This is a genomic window from Mycetohabitans endofungorum (assembly GCF_002927045.1).
Lineage (GTDB): Bacteria > Pseudomonadota > Gammaproteobacteria > Burkholderiales > Burkholderiaceae > Mycetohabitans > Mycetohabitans endofungorum.
In genome coordinates, this window is the sequence record NZ_PRDW01000018.1 from 1 (window position 1) to 17,780 (window position 17,780).

Consider the following 17,780-nt stretch of genomic DNA (forward strand, 5'->3'; position numbering starts at 1 on the left):
GCGCGGCATCACAATCCCTCGCGCTCAGCCTGCTCCTGCTCGCCGCGGCCTTCAGCCATGAAATCCGGCCCGAATTTCGCGAACTTCTTGAGCACGCCAGTCAGCGGACGACGCATCGGACGGATACGGATCTCATCGCCTACGCGCTCAATTTCGATGTCGATATCGCTCCGGTCGTAAGCAAGGTCGGCTGGAATGCGAACGGCTTGCGAGTTGCCATTCTTGAAAACGCGGGTGGTATGCATAGTGGTTTCTGATGTGTGTACTTTGGATGTACTATAGACTATCCATCGCTTTATGTAAATACGCGTATGTACATGGGCGGCGACTGCACTCCATGCCTCAAGCGGATCGTGCATAGTCATGCCTCGTAACGAGCGCGCCTTGGGCTACTGTTACCCGGCTTTGTAGCCGCTGTGGTCGTCACATACCAGCTTGCCGCGCCAATCACCGAGGAACTGGCGAGCATGTTCGCCCGCGCGACTATCGGCGAATTCATAGACGACAGCACGCCCGTGAGCGAACTGCGTCGTGGCGTATGCCCATACGTATGCGCGTTGCGTCTTTCCTTTACCTGAAACGAGCATTTGCGCAGGCGTCTCATCGGCGTGCAGTACGCCGTATTGTAGAAGCTTTTCGCGAAGCGCCTCAACCAGCGGCTGCAGTCGCACGCCGCAAACGCCAACCCACTGGCCCAGCGTTGATTGGGCGATGGCAAGACCGACACGCCCGAAGATGCGTTCTTGACGGTACAACGGAGAGCGAGTCGCGCGCGGGGGAATCTCCCCCCACGCGCTCCCAGAATCGTACGTGAGCCTCTCAACTCATACGGCTCCCAGCATCCAGCCGACCATACAAAAGCGGCCAATGAGCGAATAACCCAAGCTGAGCCCGGATGATCTTCGCAAGCCACGCACGAGCGCCACGCGGACGTTGGCGAAAGCGCTTGAACTTTGAGCCGCCCACCGTAGCAGGTGCGCATCGATGGCGACGCAATGTTGGATACAGCGCCGACTTATAGAGATAACCAACTTTAAGCCTGACCAATTAAACCAAGACTGAACGTGACGACAAGCTTGGCTGGGCCGGTATGAGATCGGTAAGCCCAGCGCGATTGGCCTCAACCATATTCATAGCCTAATTCGGCCGTTGAAATCGTTTCCGCCACCGTCCATGTTCCCTCCCATGGTGCGGGTTTCCCCGGGGCATTGAAGACCAGTTGCGAATCAAGATCTTTATCCGGTGCGCCACTTTTGGGGAGGTAAGGATCGATAGTTGGATGCTTCTGCTTCCACTGTTCCCAAAGCCGGTCAACATAGCAATGGTGCAGGAAGAAAACTGGATCATTTGGCGAAGTGGCCCTGGCCATATTCCCACCGATCCAGTTGTGAACTGGATTATGGAGGGAATATTGCAAAACTGCTTCCCAGCTATTAGGCCCAGAAAAATAAGGAGTGTGCCGCAAGGATGACTCTACCTCCGTCCTTGGTGGCAGGTGAGCCCTAGAATCCTCGCCAAAGTTGCGCTGTAGGCCTGGATCACCGTTCGATTCGTCCCAAATACGTATGGGGAATTGGCCCGTAGAGAATGCAAACGGCCCGTCTGTCACGCGATTATCCTGGTCCCTGTCACCGTTTCCCCCCATGAAATCTCGACTGAACGGATTGTCGTCACCCGAAATACTCCAGTTCCAGTAAGGGATAGTTATGGTTGCATCGTTACTCGCTTCTTGCAGTGCCAGTTCGAACTGACGCAGCAGAATACGGTGCCAAGGGCAAAACAGTGGGCTCCCGTCAGGTCGGCTCCCGTGAGGCATCGGCCTAAACATGTCTGGCCCAATCATTGCATTTTTGTGAACTTGAACAAAGTCATCGTAACGCTTCATCTGACCCGGTCGCAAGACGCTGTCGACTTCGTTCTTTAGCTTTAAAACCGATTGCACAAAAGCGCTCTTCTGATCTGGAGTCATGTCACGGTGGTTACGTCGAATGTTCATATTTCACTCCTACTAAGACAATAGTTGAAACAACAATTTTTGTGCCTACATGGACACTGCTGCATATTGTTTACCAATTCAATCTATTTTCAACGTCATCAATTTCCTCCGTATCGAATATCGATCATTTACTCCTGCTTACTCTATAAGTAGGCGCTCCAATGACAATTTAATAGCGACCGCTTCTCTCATATAGCTTTAATTAAAATTTTCTGCAAATGCGCTTGTTGACCATACACGTTAGAATCTTCACGGTTTGGCCTCGGCCGAGGACGGCAATGCCGTCTCAATACGGTCTCCCATAAAATGAGACACTTGAGTCGCAACGTAAGTGCCCGGGTCCATCGCAAAGCTGGTAATTACTGCGGCCTGCTTTTTCGCCGTGAAGGACGAACCGAGAAAGAACTCCTTTGCGCCCAAGACCATTGCAATGAGCACACCCTCTATATTGCCAAGCAGGCCAAGCGCAAGCGGTTCAACTGGTACACCAGTGAACAACAACCAGAAGTGTGCACCGATCACCAAAAGGGAAAGAGTTCCTAATACTGGATTCAAAAGTGAAGCCAATTTTGATTTGACCCACAATTCCAAGGTCGCTTCAATTCCAGGTGTGCAACGGCTCACTTCGGAATGCGCTCCAAACGCTTGCTCCACCAACGCACTCACCAAGCGACGGAGGATAAAGCCGTGAACCTCACCAACAGAACCGCTTCGCGACGACGCAAAGGTTGCGTATACAGGTTGCATTTTTACACCCTTACCAAACGCCCTTGTCTTCAAACTATACTATTCAAATCATATGTCAAGAACCAAGTTTTTGTTTGTTTGGATCCTCCCAGGCGCCTTTTATCGCATGAGGCAATGAAATAAGCACTTAACTTAAGTTACATCAATTAACCCCGATGTCAAGTAGTATTGACAATCCTGCTAAGCGAAGACAATCTAGAGAGTTAGGGTTTTAAAAAAATGAAAAATTTTCACAATACGATGTCTTGTGAAAATAAGACCGAATGTGAAGATCTTTATTGAAGAGAGGAGCCGTGCTTTGCGATAATTTTTATTTTGGCTCACAGCAACGCGCGTTGCTTTAATGTCACCCGGCGCCGCAGGGGGCGCAGTTGAGCACCGGATTACAGGGTAGGAGCCATCGCGATGAGGCGCTCGTGTAGTTGCTTTGCCACAATACCGAGTTCAGTTTCGAGCCATTGCTATATCTTTGGCCAAGTATGTTCGAACAGATTTTCGCGAGTGCGCCAACCATGTGGGACACGCGCTTTGCGGTGATGCGTGAGTCGAATCTCGCCGGCCTGACACACTGTCTCAAGGCCTATAGAAGGTCCGCGAGTGAGACCTCACTTGCTTTATTGGTCTCTGTCGGCACACTGACCTGCCTGATTTCTTCGGACCGTTTCAATCTTGGAGAACGGCCTCGATGATCCGCTCGGGTTTTCCAGACCAGATCTAGAGCGAGTTTTCCGGCGTTTCGGGTCCAGCCGGACTCGGCAAAAGCGCCAGCTGACGGGCAAATTCAGCTGGCGCCAACTCTTGGAGAGCACAGTGAGGACGGCTCTCGTTGTAATCCCGGCGCCACGCCTCGACAATCGTTTTTGCTTCGCTCAACGTCTCGAACCAATGTAAGTTCAAGCACTCGTCACGGAATGATCCATTAAACGTCTCGATGTGGCAATTGTCCGTCGGCTTACCCGGCCAGCTAAAGTCCACTTTTGCGCGATGATGATACGCCCACATATCAAGCAGACGTCCGGAAAATTCGCTACCATTGTCCACGAACAGGTGCCGTGGAGCGCCGCGTCTGGCTGCGATTCGATTCAGTGCTGACACTACGTGTTCGCCTTTTAATCGTTGTCCGACTTCGATGGCCAGTGCTTCCTTCGTGAAGACATCCACGATCGTCAAGGTTCGGAATTTTGAACCATCAGCCAGCTGGTCGGCCACGAATCCATACTCCAGGCGTCGTTCGGTTTGGCCGGCATGATCTTGGCCACCCGTGTCACCACCCTCTTTCGTCGCTTCGGCAGCTTCGAGCGCAGCTGCAACTGTTCTTCGTAATACAGCCGGTACGCCTGATTCTTGCCCAACTGTCAGCCTTCGCGGCGCAATAGCACGTGGACACGCCGATAGCCGTAGCGCACGCGTGTGTAGGCAATCTCGCGCATGCGCGCGCGAAGCTCAACACGAGAGTCCTTGACGCTGCGGTAGTATTGAACGCTGCGCGGTTGCTTTACGAGCCGGCAGGCCCGCCTCATCGTCAATCCGTAGTGGCTTACCACGTAATCCACTACGGCTCTCCTCAGCGCGGGCCGGGCCACTTTTTTGCAACATCTTGCAAGATAGCCTTGTCCAGGCTCAGTTCAGCAACGAGCTTCTTGAGCCGTGCATTCTCATCCTGCAATTGCTTGAGCTCACGCACTGGGTCCGACTGCATCCCAGCGTATTGCTTCTTCCACCGATAGAACGTCTGCTCGCAAATGCCGATCTGGCGGATCAAGTCCGCCACCGGCATCCTCAGTTCCGCTTGCTTGAGCACAGCCACAATTTGTTCGATCGAAAAACGCTTGCGTTTCATGACAAACCACCTTCTGGTTCAAGGTCAAGTTTGCCGCAAAACTCGCTCTCGCATCGGTCCAGAATTTCTAAAGCAGATCACCAAGCCCTTCAGCCTTGGGGACAAGCCTGTGCAATCACACAGCAGCTGCGTACTGTTGTGTACGAGCGGAGCCTTCCACTCGCCGCGTAGGCTGCTGGTTAATGGGTCGGGGCACGGCCGCGCTCACCGACGACAACAAGCGGCACATCCAGCGCTTTGTGCAACGACTCGGCGAGCGAAATCCACAGATTGTGGCGATCCGGCGGCTGTCGCTCGAGTTCACCAACATAGTCAAGCGCCGCGCACATCAAGCGTTGGCAAGCTGGCTGCGTCAAGCCCAGGCCAGCGGTGTACCAGAAATGCAGCGGTTTGCAGCCAAGCATTGGTCACGACTACGATGCCGTACACGCTGCCCTACTCACGCCCTACAGCAACGGTACCATCGAGGGCCATGTCAATCGGCTCAAGTTCCTCAAGCGCCCAATGTATGGCCGCGCCGGCTTCCAACTGCTTCGTACTCGCGTGTTGAATCAGTGCTGATTTGTGACATGAAACTTCACACAAAGTGGGGAAGAGCCATTTCTAAGCTGCTGTTGACACCGTTACTCTGCACATGAACATGTTGACCATAAACATTAAAAAACTTTCAAGATTTTCCTTCTGCTAACGATGGCAATGCCTTCTCAGAATGGTCCACCGCAACAGGCAACACTTGAGTCGTAACGTAAGTGTCCGGGTCCGTCGCAAAGCTCGTAATCACTGCGGCCTGCTTTTTCGCCGTGGAGGACGAACCAAGGAAGAATTCCTTTGCACCCAAGACCATTGCAATAAGCACGCCCTCTATATTGCCAAGCAGGCCAAGTGCAAGCGGTTCGATTGGTACACGAGTAAACAACAACCAGAAGTGCGCGCCAATCACCAAAAATAGAGCGGTTGTGTACAAATAGGCGAGGATACGCGGGGTGCGGTCTTGTGCAGTTAACGCCATCTGCCGAGCATTGGCGCGGTCGGCAGCATTCGCCTTTGCCGTTTCAATGTTGGCAGTGATGTGCGCCTTCTCCAACTCAGCGGCGATACGCTGCAGCTCGACTTGGCTCTCGACGATCGATTCCTGAAATCGGTAAGCAAGTTCGGGGTTGGCTTGGATTGAAGACAACGCCTGTTCTGGCGTGCTGGTGCCGGTGACCGTTTGGGCAATGGTGACCACTTTCTGAGCGATCTCTTCGGCTCGGCTACCCCCAATCCACTGTGCGATTTGGGGCGCGAACTGCGCAAGAGCAAGGACAATCGGTAACATGATTAAGCTCCGGCTACCCTCAAATTGGTGGCGATTCGCCGTGCCCAGCCGCGCCCAAAGCTGGGCCAAGTTTGCAACGCGGTTAAATAGGTTAGGCGTGCGGCCACAAAACGCATAATAAATAGCTCTGGGTCGACCGCTTGCATCGCGGCGATTGTCTTGGGTCCAAGTTTGCCATCGGCGAGCGCGCCGCTGGCTTGCTGCATCCAGACGACAACAGGGCCACCGTTGTAATTGGCGTCCAAGATTTGCAAGGCAACACGCGCGTCGTAGCCGTCACAGTGCAGCGGATCCCAGTAAAGCGCCTTGGCAATGTGCTTTGCTGTCTCACGCGGCAAATCCTGTATTGGACCGGTATAGCCCCATGCGAACGCGACCCGTTGGTTGATGCCCCACATAGCTTCACCGCCAGGATCTTGAAGGCAATTAGGGTATGCCCCTTCATTACCAATGAGCAGGTCAAATGCGTCATCAAAAGTGCTCATGCTGGTCCACAAAAGGAACATTTACTTATCCGACACAAGAAGCGGCTCACAAAACAAGGAAAAAATTGTCCGTCGACCTATCACCTATTTCCAATCCTTGTGAACTTGCCTAGTAGCCCGAAGTTATGGTGCTATACAATGCACAACTCGATCGGCCTTAAGATACTGTACATTAATTACTGAAGCTAAGCACAAAGCAATAGGCCAACAATCTTGATATAGCGGTCGCTTCACACCAACGCGAAGCTTAGCCGCCTCGGCTGACGACCTTAAAAACACAGCCTTGAGTTCAATCTACACCACCTAACTTTAATGTCAAGCACTAGAGCGTGTTATGCACTTTCCGCGAGGCTCAGAGTCGAATCGAGATGGAGAAACGCAGACCCTATCCGAGCGACGTAACGGACGAAGAATGGAGCTTCGCTGCTGCGTATTTGACATTGATGGAGCCAGATGCACCACAAAGACGGTATGAATTGCGCGAGTTGTTCAACGCGCTGCGTTGGCTGGCTCGTGCGGGTGCTGCGTGGCGTATGCTGCCGACGAACTTTCCGCCATGGGAGGCGGTGTATCAGCAAACTCAACGCTGGCTGCGAGCGGGCCGCTTCGAAGCGATGGTTCAGGATTTGCGTTCGGTGCTGCGTGTCGCGCAGGGCCGGCAAGGACAACCTAGTGCGGTGGTTCTGGACGGGCGTACGTTGCAGTCGAGCTGCGAGAGTGGCCCACGCGCAGGCTACGACGGCTACAAGCGCAAACGAGGGAGCAAGGTGCATATGGCCGTCGATACGCTCGGGCATTTGCTAGCGGTTCATGTCACGCCGGCCAATGAGCAAGAGCGCGCACAGGTTCAGGTGTTGGCACAAGAGGTGCAACTTGTCACTGGGCAGAGCGTGAAGCTTGCCTTTGCCGACCAAGGTTATACAGGAGAAGAGCCTGCGCAAGCCGCGCAGGATGAAGACATCGAATTGCAGGTTATCAAACTGCCAGAGGCAAAGAAGGGCTTTATCCTGCTGCCGCGCCGATGGGTCGTTGAGCGCAGTTTCGGATGGCTCAATCGCTTTCGAAGGCTCGCTCGCGACGACGAGCGTTTGCCCGAAACGCTCGTCGGCTTGCATTTCGTCGTCTTTGCCATGCTCATGCTCGTTCATGCCGCGCCTATCTTTCAAAGTGCATAACACGCTCTAGTGTGAGCTCTGTTAAGCGAGGCCGACCTAGAAAATTAGGGTGTTGACGAATGAAAAATTTTCACAAAATATTGATTTGTGAAAATCATACCTAGTAGGATAATCCTTACTAAAGGTAGGAGCGGTGCTCCGCTATAGTAGAAAATCGGGCACGAGCAATGCAGGTCGCCAAATTTGACTAGACTGCACCTTTGTTACCCTCATTATTAAACTCTATGTAGCGTGAGAACCGTTAAAGCCTAAGCCGTAAAGTTAAATGAATCAAGGCGAACGCAACGGAGACTATTAAGCGTACAGATTACTTAGCCGGAGTCTATGCTGAGAACATAATATTGGCAACGCCATTCAAGCTGGCAGGGGCCCAGTGGGGAATCGCGCTGCATGATGGACGCAGACAGAGTCCAGCGGTGCACACGGTAAGGGGAACGCAAGCGGCCATGCGAGCGCAAGCCATATTGGAAGTGATTGAGCAATAAGCAAAAATGGTCGCTGCCCAAAGATGATGTGCGTGTGGCGGTCAGTTATGAGGGTGGTCAGGATGGGTTCTCGATCTATAGAGCACTGCGCTCGCGTCGCATGGATTGTTACGTGATCGATACAGCCAGCATTTCGGTGAAGTGGCACAGGCGTTGCGCCAAGACGGATCGGCCTGAGCAGCAGCGAAATAATTCTTCGTTGGCCCAGCCGCAACGGCCAGAAGCGCGTCGCGACAACATCGACGACTGGGTATTCAAACGCGGTCATCGCTATGGCACTCTACCGGTCAGCTTCGAGCAACGGCGCCCGTCGGATCTGTTGCCTGATCGTGACGCAACCGAACGGGCTAACAGGAAACCGCGCGATCCGAACCGTATCGCGAGGTCGCGCTGGTGCTGACGTCGAAGGTATCACAACCACAAACAATACAAGCGGCCAACCGATGGGATATGTATAAGAATCTTGGCGATTTCATTGAGCACGGTATGAATCAGTTATGCACTATCATCGGAGCGGAATAGCAGTCCGGGCGATGGCGCACTTTACAGCATTGACCGGCGTACGGTGCGGCATTGGCCACGACTACGATGCCGCATATGTCATACCCTACAGCAACGATATCGTTCAGACCCATGTCAATCGGCTCAATTCCATAAACGTCAAACGTATGGACGCGCCGGCTTCTAACTGCTGCGTACTCGCGTGTTGAATCGGTGCTGACTTGTGGCAAGGAATTTTACACAAATTATAAAAAATCCAGTATTTATCCGACGCTGACCACGGTACCCAGGCGTACGGGGTAAAATCCAGCTTGTTGATCGGTCTTTTTTGAATTTGTTTATCTCAACGGCAACACGTCGCGCTTATTATCCAAGGCACTCTCGGCCTCGAGGTACACCAAGCCAAGACAACCTTTGTCGCCGAGCCCGGAAGCTAATCGGCTGCACACTTCTTCGTGATCTCTGGACATCCAACCGACATGGCCGTTGTTGATGCGACGTTGTGCTGGTGCAATCGTGCAGCGCGGCCAACACGAATACTACCCCGCTGGCGGCGCTAGTTCAAACTTCGACAGGGCCATTGCGTAAATTATTAGCCACATGAAGCAAGAGCGAGGCACGTACCGCTGTTAATTGACGCAACAGGCGAATTGGCAATGTATTGCACACTGTTTTGTACGCCTCCGGCTACTATTTGCAACGATCACTACGTGTCATCGCCCGCTTAGGACCGCGCTCAAATTTTTCTTGACATCCAAATTGAATGATATAAATTTAAATCAACAATTTCTAACTTTTATTCATTTCCGCTCTTAAATTATTTTTTGGCAGGGTGCATGATGTCAATTTCTTGTCGATTTACATTAAATAACCGTCATTTTTCTGAGCTTTCGTGCAACGGTGTAGGCTCGTTCAAGGCATTCTCTGGAAAGGATTCAGGGCGCAACAATCGTGCTGCGGTTACACAGCCGAACATCGGGCCACTACCGCCCAACCGCTACTATATTGTCGACCGCGAATCCGGGGGACTGAGGAGCCAAATCCGCGATTTCTTTCTGAAATATGGTTACGGCACCGACCGAAGCACTTGGTTTGCGCTATACCGCGATGATGGCGTGACCGACGACTGGACAATTATCCAAGGGGTACGACGTGGCAATTTCAGGCTCCATCCGATAGGTCCACGCCGAACTAGTAACGGCTGCATTACTTTGGCCAATCCGGATGACTTCAAGAACCTTTACGATCACCTAAAAGCAAGCCCGACGATCCCCGTTCCTGGGCGCTCGATTCGCGCCTATGGCACTGTAGACGTGCGATAAGTGTTCTGATTCAGCCATAAATCGGCACTGGTCTTAAGAAAGGGCCGGGTAGTTTATCTTGGCGAGCATAACATCAGTAGTGGCGATTAGATACCCCACATGGCGTGCGTCGTTTGCAGTAACTTGTCGTCGTATTTTAAACGTTTTGGTCAAGGCCTATAAAATTGCCCAGCGAAGCTGGTTAATGTTATCTAGGGTGTTCGTATGGGATATAAAAAGACAGTCTTGCACAACCGAAAGGCGCGGTCCTCGTCGTCTCATCATTTTGTAGGGGTCCACGTCCGCCCAATCTTCGCGAGCTCGCGCTGCAACGCGCGATCGATATGCGACCATTCGATTTGCGACGCGCCGGCGTCCGCCGCGAGCCACGCGGCCAGTAAAGCGATATTGCGGATATTGCCGCCAGTAATTTCGGCGCGCGCCGCCAACTGCTGCGCATCGATATTGTCGGCCACGCGTACGGCATCGGGCCAAATCGCGCGCCACATTTTCTCGCGCTCGGGCAACTGCGGAAACGTAAAGCGCACTATGAACGTTAAGCGCCGCGTGAACGCGTCGTCTAGGCGTGCGCGATGATTAGTCGCTAAAATGACTAAACCCGGATAGCTTTCGAGCCGCTGCAGCAAGTACGACACCTCAATATTGGCGTACCGGTCATGTGCGTCCTTGGTTTCTGTGCGTTTGCCAAACAGCGCATCGGCCTCGTCAAAAAACAACACGCCTGCGTCATGGGCTGCCAAATCAAAAATCCGTGCCAAGCGCTTTTCTGTTTCACCAATATATTTGTCAACTACAGTCGATAAATCGACTCGGATCAAGTCAACGCCTAATGCGTTGGCAATTACCTCAGCAGCCATCGATTTTCCGGTACCCGAGTCACCATAAAAGAGCGCGCTGATGCCGGTCGCATTGCCAAGCTTGCGAGCGAAGCCTTGCGCAAGCAGCATCTCGCGCTGGCTGATTGCGGCCAAGACTTCATGCAACTGTTGTTGCACGTCATCCGTAAGAATTAAATCGTCAAAGGTCCGCGTTGGCGTTTTGCGTTGCGCCAAATCACCGAAGTCGCGCTGCGCACGCAGGCCAAAGGCGCGCGCGAGATCGACACGCTCCAGGCGAGCGTCCGTTCCCCGCTGCTGCCGGTACAGATCCGCTTCACAAAGGGTCGTCTCGAGCGCTGGCGGCGACGGTCGGTAGCGTTGCGCAAGCGAAGTCACTTCGGACGCAGCAAGCCCATGGTGAGGATAAGTAGTGTTGAGCGCCGTTTGCAGCCACTCGCGGATTTTGTCGACCGAGCGTTCGGGCAGCTGATGCACCACATGAGGCCGCGTACCGAGCCAATCGATGTGCGTGCCCCCCAAAATCACAACGGGCCCGGGATGGGAATCAAGGCGAGTGCCCAGCTCAGCGGCAATGCCTTTGCGCGTGGTGCGTAACATCGGCAGTGCGTCGAGGATCAAGCAAGCATTGTGCAAGCGGACTTCGCGCAGCGCCGCAATGATTGTGGTGCGCGCGTCTTCGTCATTCTCGGGTAACGTCGCTAGGTTAAGGCGCAAGGCCAGACGTTGTGTGCTTGCTGCGGCAGCCGTGGCCGCGGTCAATGCATCGCCGTTGGCGTCATCGTGCAGCAGCACGATCGGGCTAACAGTGTTGGGCGCGTGCCAGCCAGCTGCCAGTGTAGCAATCCACTGAGCGTCATACGCTTTGTCCACGGGCGTAAGCCAATCAGCGCAAGGCACCGTCGCACGTGTGTCCACGCCTAGCAAATAATGATATATGCTGGGAGCGATACACAATTCCGCTGGAATCTCGTCCGGCGCCTTTTGTTTAACCAGCGCAAGGGTAAAAAGCGGTGAATGGGCGCTAAGCCGTGCCTGTTCGACAACGCGTGTGCGGCCGTTTGGGCATAACAGACGTAGGCCACTGCCCAGCGTTGGCCAGCGAAGCGCGTCATTGGCTTGCCAAAACGCGAATAATGCCCCGTAGCGCTCATCAATTTGAGGCATAAGACTAAGCAGCAGTAAATCTCGCTCTAGTGAGCCAAGACCGTAACAAGTTACCACGTCGGCGAGGCGTCCGCACGAGCATGCGGGGATTGGCTCTTCGATGACAGGGTTTACCGGTTCGTCTAACCACGCAGGCTGGCCACGCGGAGCGCTCAGCCGTGCGTCGACCTCGTCGGACGAAACAAACAGCTCGCGCAAGCCCAACCGATCGTCTGGGTCTTGCCCTTGCCAATGCAGCTGGCGTTGTAGTAACAAATCAAGCCGCTCGATGTGCGGCAAGATGTCAAGCGTAGCGGCGGCGCGCGTGCCCGCTACGGAAGGCGGTTCTTTCATCGTCAATACTTCCTATCAACAGATTAAGCCGTCTTACCTGCTCGCGTTGTTAAAGCGCGGTGAGCGTGATCAGTTAAAGGACGGTCTTATTGACGTTTAGGGGCAACCGTTAAGCGTGACAATCAGCGTGGCGCTCGTCAGCCAGCGCTAGGGAATGTGCAGCGCACAAAAACAGGAAACAGCAACACTGACTGACCCTAACGCACTTTGAGATAACAATTCTTTTTCATCGACCATAGCAAGCCAACTTTCAAATTTCCAATGTAAGCAGTATGCTCCAGATAACCAATTAATTATTTTAATCTTTAGTTTCCGATATAATCGGAAAATTATACTAATAATTTCTCATTCGTTGCGGCGTATGCAAAACTATTGCTCTGGCGTAGTCAGCTGATTATCGACTTTGTCCACGCTCAACGCATAACCGGCAAGCGTGGCGACCGGCGTGGCGCTTGATGCCCAGCGCTCGAGTACCTGTGCGATGCGAGCCTTATTGACTGTCGTCACCATACCTGACAGCGTCACGAACAGGCGCTGGGGTGTCACACTGATCGCTTCCCTTGTAATTAAACGTTCAGCAGGCTGGCAAATTAATGTCATTTTGTCCAATTGCGCGCGATCCTCAGCGTTCCAAGCGCTAGTGTGGGCTTGTATCAGTGCCATAACCAACGCAGCCTTGAGAGCTTGAGCAGCTTGATCGTGCCAATCGATCCCTGAATATTGCTCAACCTGATGAGATACCGATAAGACAGGTGCGATTTTGACCTGGGGATCGGTTAGGCGAATCGGCACCGTCACTGCATAGCTGAGGCACAAGCGGGGTTTGTTGCCCATTGACTGCCAAAAATTACCAAGGCTGTTCAACTCCTCGGACGGCGGCAGCACTCGTGTGTAGGCACCTGGCAGCGCGGGCAATAACCGGTTGTTCAATAGGCCGTTTAACACATAATTCATTATCACCATTGCTTGGCTGGATGCTCCCGCATCGGGAGCATCTGAACTTGAGCTGTGCGACGAATCCCAGTAAGTAATGAGGTAACAGCAACGCATCTGGGCTGTGCCCGGTAGCAGTTGTCCTGACCCGGGATCGTATTGTCGGCCTTGCGTAGTGCGCAGTTGCAAGTCCTCTTGAATATCGTATAAAAACACACTGACAGTCGGTATATCCGGGTTTTCGCCAGCGTTGGGCAGTGTAAAGCAGATGGTGACATCGCTCGGCAGATAGGGTTGCAATGCATCTGCGATCGCGGTGTTTAGCTCGATCAAGGTGGTATCGGATTGAATTGCAGGAGGCGTGGCCATAGTGAATGTCCTAAAGTTAGGCTGGCCAAACAAGCCGACCGGCCTTTAAGTGTTCAAGTACACAGTCGATTCGCTTTATGTTGATATAGGTGGCGTGGGTTCCAATGAGCGCACAAGATAAAGTGAACGGCGCCCTGAGCAAGCTCGTGTAACGGGTACAAATCAGCCACAGGATTGACATTGGCCATCGCAACGTTACTCTCCTATATCCGAGACGGAACGCACCAATTCACACGTAGCGGCATCTCGAGCCATGGGTACATGACTGATTCGATCGGCCAAGGCAGCTGCATCAGCAACCAGTCGCTTGCGTCCCGTTGCAGTTCAACTTGCCACGCGCTAGGCGTCGAGACGAGCGTACCCGGGCGCTGCAAAAATAAGGTGCGTATATCGGTCACGCTTAAGCGCTGCCAGCCTGGTACGCGACTGGGTAATCTTGCGAGCCAGGCGTCCAGTTTCGCGTGCTGCTCCGGCGTGAGCCGCACGTCAGAGTGCGCTGCGCAACTCGGCACCTCGGGCGGCAACGCGCACAGCAGCTGCAGCAACGGCGAGTCAGGCGCCAAATCAGCGTCTTCCCAAATCAACGTTTTCAAGCTATATACCGCCTGGTAACATGTCACTTGATCAGCCTGGCGTAGCTCGATGCCTAATTGATGTAGCAAGTTTGGCAGCAACGGCCAGAGTATGGCGAACCCTGCATCGGGAATGAGCCACGGCACCGAAGCGTCGAGTGCACGCGGGATGGCTGTTGGCTGAATTGCAGTGTCGCGATCGCGACTTTGCTTCAAAGGTGTGTCTGCAGTATGAGCCAAACGCTGCACTTGTATGCGGCGGTTGGCCCGCTGACTAGATTTATCCGTCTGCGGCTGCGCGACATGCTCCGGTGAGAAAGCTGGATTGATGGAACAGGCTTTCAGCGGCTGGAGTCTAGCTTGCATGGTTTGCATGGTGCCCTCGTGTCGACCGGCGCTAACGGGTGGTTCTGGTTCGGGCACTACCAGCATATAGTGCGCGATATAAGCCTGCCAGGTCGGCGCCGGGCAAATGCTTTTAAGCCAGCGCTCTATCGCTGGGCGCAGTGGCATCACCAACCGAGGCGCCAGCCAGCATTGGGCCATCTGTTCACTGACAGTCACCGCTTTATCAATCGGTGGCACTGGCAAGGCAGGATGCTGCTGAAAAAACACCAACGCACTGAGTGGTAGCACTTGAAGGAGCGCATCTTGATCGGGGGGAGCGTGAGCGCCAGCATTCACCATATTCGCTGCCTCCATACTAACGCCTGCCTTAGCAATCTGTGTGCTGTTGGGACACCCGTCGCTAAGCGCGTGCACGATCCGCTGCCGCGCGGCAGGACTTAATGTGGTCGTCCAGTGTGCAAGCTTTGGGGCCATCAGGCATTGTGTGGCCCAACGCCACTGATCAGCCAGCGCCACAGCAGGTGTACGAGCGGGCGGTGTAGAACCAAGGCGCGAAGGAGCTTGAGCGGTAAGCAGCTCATTACCGCTCCTTTTTTGATCGGGCGCGCTATAGTGCGCGATATAAGTCTGCCACGTCGGTGCCGGGCAAATGCTTTTAAGCCAACGCTCTATCGCTGGGCGCAGTGGCATTTTCAACTGCGGTGCCAGCCAGCGCCGTGCCACCTGTTCACTGACAGTCACCGCTTTATCAATCGGTGGCACTGGCAAGTCCGGGTGCTGCTGAAAAAACACCAGCGCACTGAGCGATAACATTTGAAGGAGCACATCGTGATTGGGGGGAGCGTGAGCACCGGCGTTCACCATATCCGCTGCCTCCATACCAACGCCCGCCTTAGCAGTCTGTGCGCTGTTGGGACACTCGCCGCTAAGCGCCTGAACAATCCTCTGCCGCGCGTCGGAACTTAATGCGGTCGTCCAATGTGCAAGCTTTGGGGCCATCAGGCATTGTGTGGCCCAACGCCACTGATCAGCCAGTGCCATAGCAGGTACACGAGCGGGCGGTGTAGGATCAGGCGAGCGACAAGCGGCAGCTTCCGGTCCCTGCAGCAACAATTTAAAATTGTTGGGACGTAAATGCAGCAGCTGCTGCAGCAATTGCGCACGCAGTCGTTTGCAAAATACGCATTCCCAACCGGGTCCAGGCAGCCGCCCGAGCGGTAGTACCAGCCGATTGATGCGGACGGGTGCCGCTTTTATGAGCACAGACCCGATATCGTCTAACACCGCTTGATGGCACAGTGTATGGGCACGACGTATCAGTCGTTCACCCTGCGCGGCGCGATCTGTACTCAGGCGCAAGCGGATTGTCTGTATAAACGGGGACGTACGCATGATGGTTAGCGCTCTGCTTCATTGATTCCGCGGCTATACACATACACCCGATCCGCAGCCATTACCACTAGTGTCGAGACGTCCGCACTCATTTCAACTTGAGTGCCGTAACGCGATGCTGGCGTATCCGCCGTCAGTCGATGAGCTTGGCTCCAGCCTGCCGTGCTGTTGTAATATACCCATACCTCCTGCGAGTCATCGGTGTCTAGTCCAATCGCTATGTCTCCGCGATCGTTGGCGCAGACCTTTACCTCTCCGTCCCTTTGCATTAAACTTGGCCCAACAAGGGTATCAGTCCATCTATATTCGCGAACATCGTGTACATAAATATCCACGTGAGTTGATCCATCTTTTTCGTGCTTGCCAACAATCGCTTTCGATCCATTACTAGACAAGGTCGCATAATCTCCGCCAGCTATCGAGCTAATTTTTACCCAATTATGATTGTCATAAATATCAAACAATTTGCCAAATTGAAAACTAAATAGAGATAATAAAATCATTGATCCGCTGGATTTTATTTTTACATCAGATTCCGAGTCAATAGATATCAAAGAACTATCCCCCTTCAGCCAAGTCCGATCATTAGATTGATATAAAAAATAGTGGACAATAATATCCACCGTTCCTGCCGGTTCATTAATATTTTCTTCATTTTTACTAAATGCAATCAACTCATTGTATGATTCGCTCACATCGATTACTGTCAACGCTTCCGCATCCTCAATTTCTCCCATCGGCGTACTTTTCAAATTGTCATCGATACCATACACGAGGCAAAGTTTTGAACGAACTGAAGACAATGCAACCATTCGCCCCGTTTCACTGACCGCAATATTTAATTCTTTATCGTCAGCGACTCTTTGCACGGGAATATCTGCATCCTCCGTCGCATCCGGCCAACGCGCATGCGCATGCGCACGACGGCATACCCTCACTACCGTTTCATCCGCTTTCTGCATCGCGTACGCGATTGTGCAACCGTTTGCACTGATCGCAGCCACTGCGCCATGATATGGATATTTGCCATTGCCCACCTGTATCGCCCAACTCTGTTCTTGATTAAACCTCTCGCCAAACGCTGCGTTCTCCAATAACTGATAAGTCGCATAGCGCACATCATTTGATAGTGACTCAAACGCCGCGCGCGATACTGTACGAGGCACATCCAGCTGCAATTGTTGCGCAGTACTCCACTGCAGTCCGCCGTTCTGCTCCAGTGCCAGGCGCACGCCGTATTCCTCGGCGTGTATCCCCGCCTCAGGGTTCGCGTGCACCGCAAGCCTGCCGGTCTCGTCGAGCATGAGGCCTGCTCCAACACCGTAATCACTGCCCGCCAGCAGGTAGCTGGCCGACGCCAAGGTGATCAAGTCGTGAAAGTCATCTTCAGTGGGAATATGTCCAGACGCGAAGTGCGATTGGAGGACGTTAAGTGCCTGCTCAGACTGCGGCAACTTACGCGCGGTTGTCGACGCAATGGCCGTGCGCCTAGACAGCGGCGCCAGCGACGCGGCGGATGCGCGCACGCCGCCGTTCGCCGGCGGGGTGGCCGACTTAAGCTCCTGCCAGATCGCCGCTCGGTCTGCCTCCGGTAACGCTTTTACTGCTTCGACTGATAGGACCTTATGCCGATCCAGCGTCAGTTGCCGCGCTTCGTTAAACTGCAGGGCACCGTTTGGCTCCACCGCCAAGCTAACGCCGTTTTCGCTGACCCGCACGCCCTCCCCTGCCTGAACGCGCAAAGTATTGTGATCATCGAGCTCAAGTCCATCACCGGGGCCACGGCCCGAGTCGATGAGCGTATAGGTGGCCGCAGCCATATCGATCACATCGTGGAAATCCTGCTGACTCGGGATGTGGCCAGCGCTGAAGTGTTTGGCTAGCGTCTCTAGAGGTTGGCTCGGTTGGGGCACGACGGATGTGTGTCGCGTATGATGATCAGAAAGGTGAGGCATCAGAGA

13 protein-coding genes and 2 pseudogenes are annotated in these 17,780 nt (G+C 53.6%); 3 read left to right on the forward strand and 12 right to left on the reverse strand.

Annotated features, from left to right (window positions below):
* Positions 1-8: 8 nt before the first annotated feature.
* The 8 genes and pseudogenes from vapB to B0O95_RS13710 form a co-directional block, all read right to left on the reverse strand.
* Positions 9-245 (reverse strand): type II toxin-antitoxin system VapB family antitoxin, encoded by a 237-nt coding sequence (gene vapB / locus B0O95_RS13670; protein ID WP_104078375.1) that lies wholly within the window; start codon positions 243-245, stop codon positions 9-11.
* 156 nt (positions 246-401) lie between these two features.
* Positions 402-770 (reverse strand): annotated as a pseudogene (locus B0O95_RS13675) (IS66 family transposase); the annotation flags it as partial.
* A 350-nt stretch (positions 771-1,120) separates the two neighbouring features.
* Positions 1,121-1,996, reverse strand: coding sequence for a tyrosinase family protein (locus B0O95_RS13680; protein ID WP_104078376.1), 876 nt, complete (start codon positions 1,994-1,996; stop codon positions 1,121-1,123).
* Between the two features lie 249 nt (positions 1,997-2,245).
* The gene (locus tag B0O95_RS16705; RefSeq protein WP_233203378.1) at positions 2,246-2,743 is read right to left on the reverse strand and encodes a hypothetical protein; all 498 of its coding nucleotides are present in this window, start codon (positions 2,741-2,743) and stop codon (positions 2,246-2,248) included.
* Between the two features lie 714 nt (positions 2,744-3,457).
* Positions 3,458-4,583: pseudogene (locus tag B0O95_RS13695) on the reverse strand (IS3 family transposase).
* 179 nt (positions 4,584-4,762) lie between these two features.
* Positions 4,763-4,987 carry a hypothetical protein gene (locus tag B0O95_RS13700; RefSeq protein ID WP_104078377.1) on the reverse strand — a complete coding sequence of 75 codons (225 nt, stop codon included), beginning with the start codon at positions 4,985-4,987 and terminating at the stop codon, positions 4,763-4,765.
* A gap of 263 nt (positions 4,988-5,250) precedes the next feature.
* Positions 5,251-5,901: a hypothetical protein gene (locus B0O95_RS13705; protein WP_104078378.1), complete on the reverse strand. Its 651-nt coding sequence runs from the start codon at positions 5,899-5,901 to the stop codon at positions 5,251-5,253.
* Between the two features lie 2 nt (positions 5,902-5,903).
* Positions 5,904-6,386, reverse strand: coding sequence for a glycoside hydrolase family 108 protein (locus B0O95_RS13710; protein ID WP_104078395.1), 483 nt, complete (start codon positions 6,384-6,386; stop codon positions 5,904-5,906).
* Positions 6,387-6,754: 368 nt separating this feature from the next.
* On the opposite strand from B0O95_RS13710, the gene B0O95_RS13715 reads away from it, so the two are divergent.
* From B0O95_RS13715 to B0O95_RS13725, 3 genes are all read left to right on the forward strand, one after another.
* Positions 6,755-7,561, forward strand: coding sequence for an IS5 family transposase (locus B0O95_RS13715; protein ID WP_104078379.1), 807 nt, complete (start codon positions 6,755-6,757; stop codon positions 7,559-7,561).
* Positions 7,562-8,035: 474 nt separating this feature from the next.
* A complete protein-coding gene (locus B0O95_RS16710) occupies positions 8,036-8,446 on the forward strand; it encodes a hypothetical protein (RefSeq protein WP_233203383.1) in 411 nt (136 codons plus the stop codon).
* Positions 8,447-9,383: 937 nt separating this feature from the next.
* Complete coding sequence (locus B0O95_RS13725; protein WP_332908569.1) at positions 9,384-9,869, forward strand: DUF2778 domain-containing protein; 486 nt, start codon at positions 9,384-9,386, stop codon at positions 9,867-9,869.
* Between the two features lie 260 nt (positions 9,870-10,129).
* Here B0O95_RS13725 and B0O95_RS13730 read toward each other — a convergent pair whose 3' ends face one another.
* The 4 genes from B0O95_RS13730 to B0O95_RS13745 form a co-directional block, all read right to left on the reverse strand.
* Positions 10,130-12,205 carry an ATP-binding protein gene (locus B0O95_RS13730; RefSeq protein WP_104078380.1) on the reverse strand — a complete coding sequence of 692 codons (2,076 nt, stop codon included), beginning with the start codon at positions 12,203-12,205 and terminating at the stop codon, positions 10,130-10,132.
* 369 nt (positions 12,206-12,574) lie between these two features.
* On the reverse strand, positions 12,575-13,507 hold the full coding sequence (locus B0O95_RS13735) for a Pvc16 family protein (protein ID WP_104078381.1): 933 nt from the start codon (positions 13,505-13,507) through the stop codon (positions 12,575-12,577).
* A 203-nt stretch (positions 13,508-13,710) separates the two neighbouring features.
* Positions 13,711-15,306: a contractile injection system tape measure protein gene (locus B0O95_RS13740; RefSeq protein WP_158249502.1), complete on the reverse strand. Its 1,596-nt coding sequence runs from the start codon at positions 15,304-15,306 to the stop codon at positions 13,711-13,713.
* 518 nt (positions 15,307-15,824) lie between these two features.
* Entirely contained in the window at positions 15,825-17,774 is a 1,950-nt protein-coding gene (locus B0O95_RS13745) for a hypothetical protein (RefSeq protein WP_104078383.1), read from the reverse strand.
* Positions 17,775-17,780: the final 6 nt, after the last annotated feature.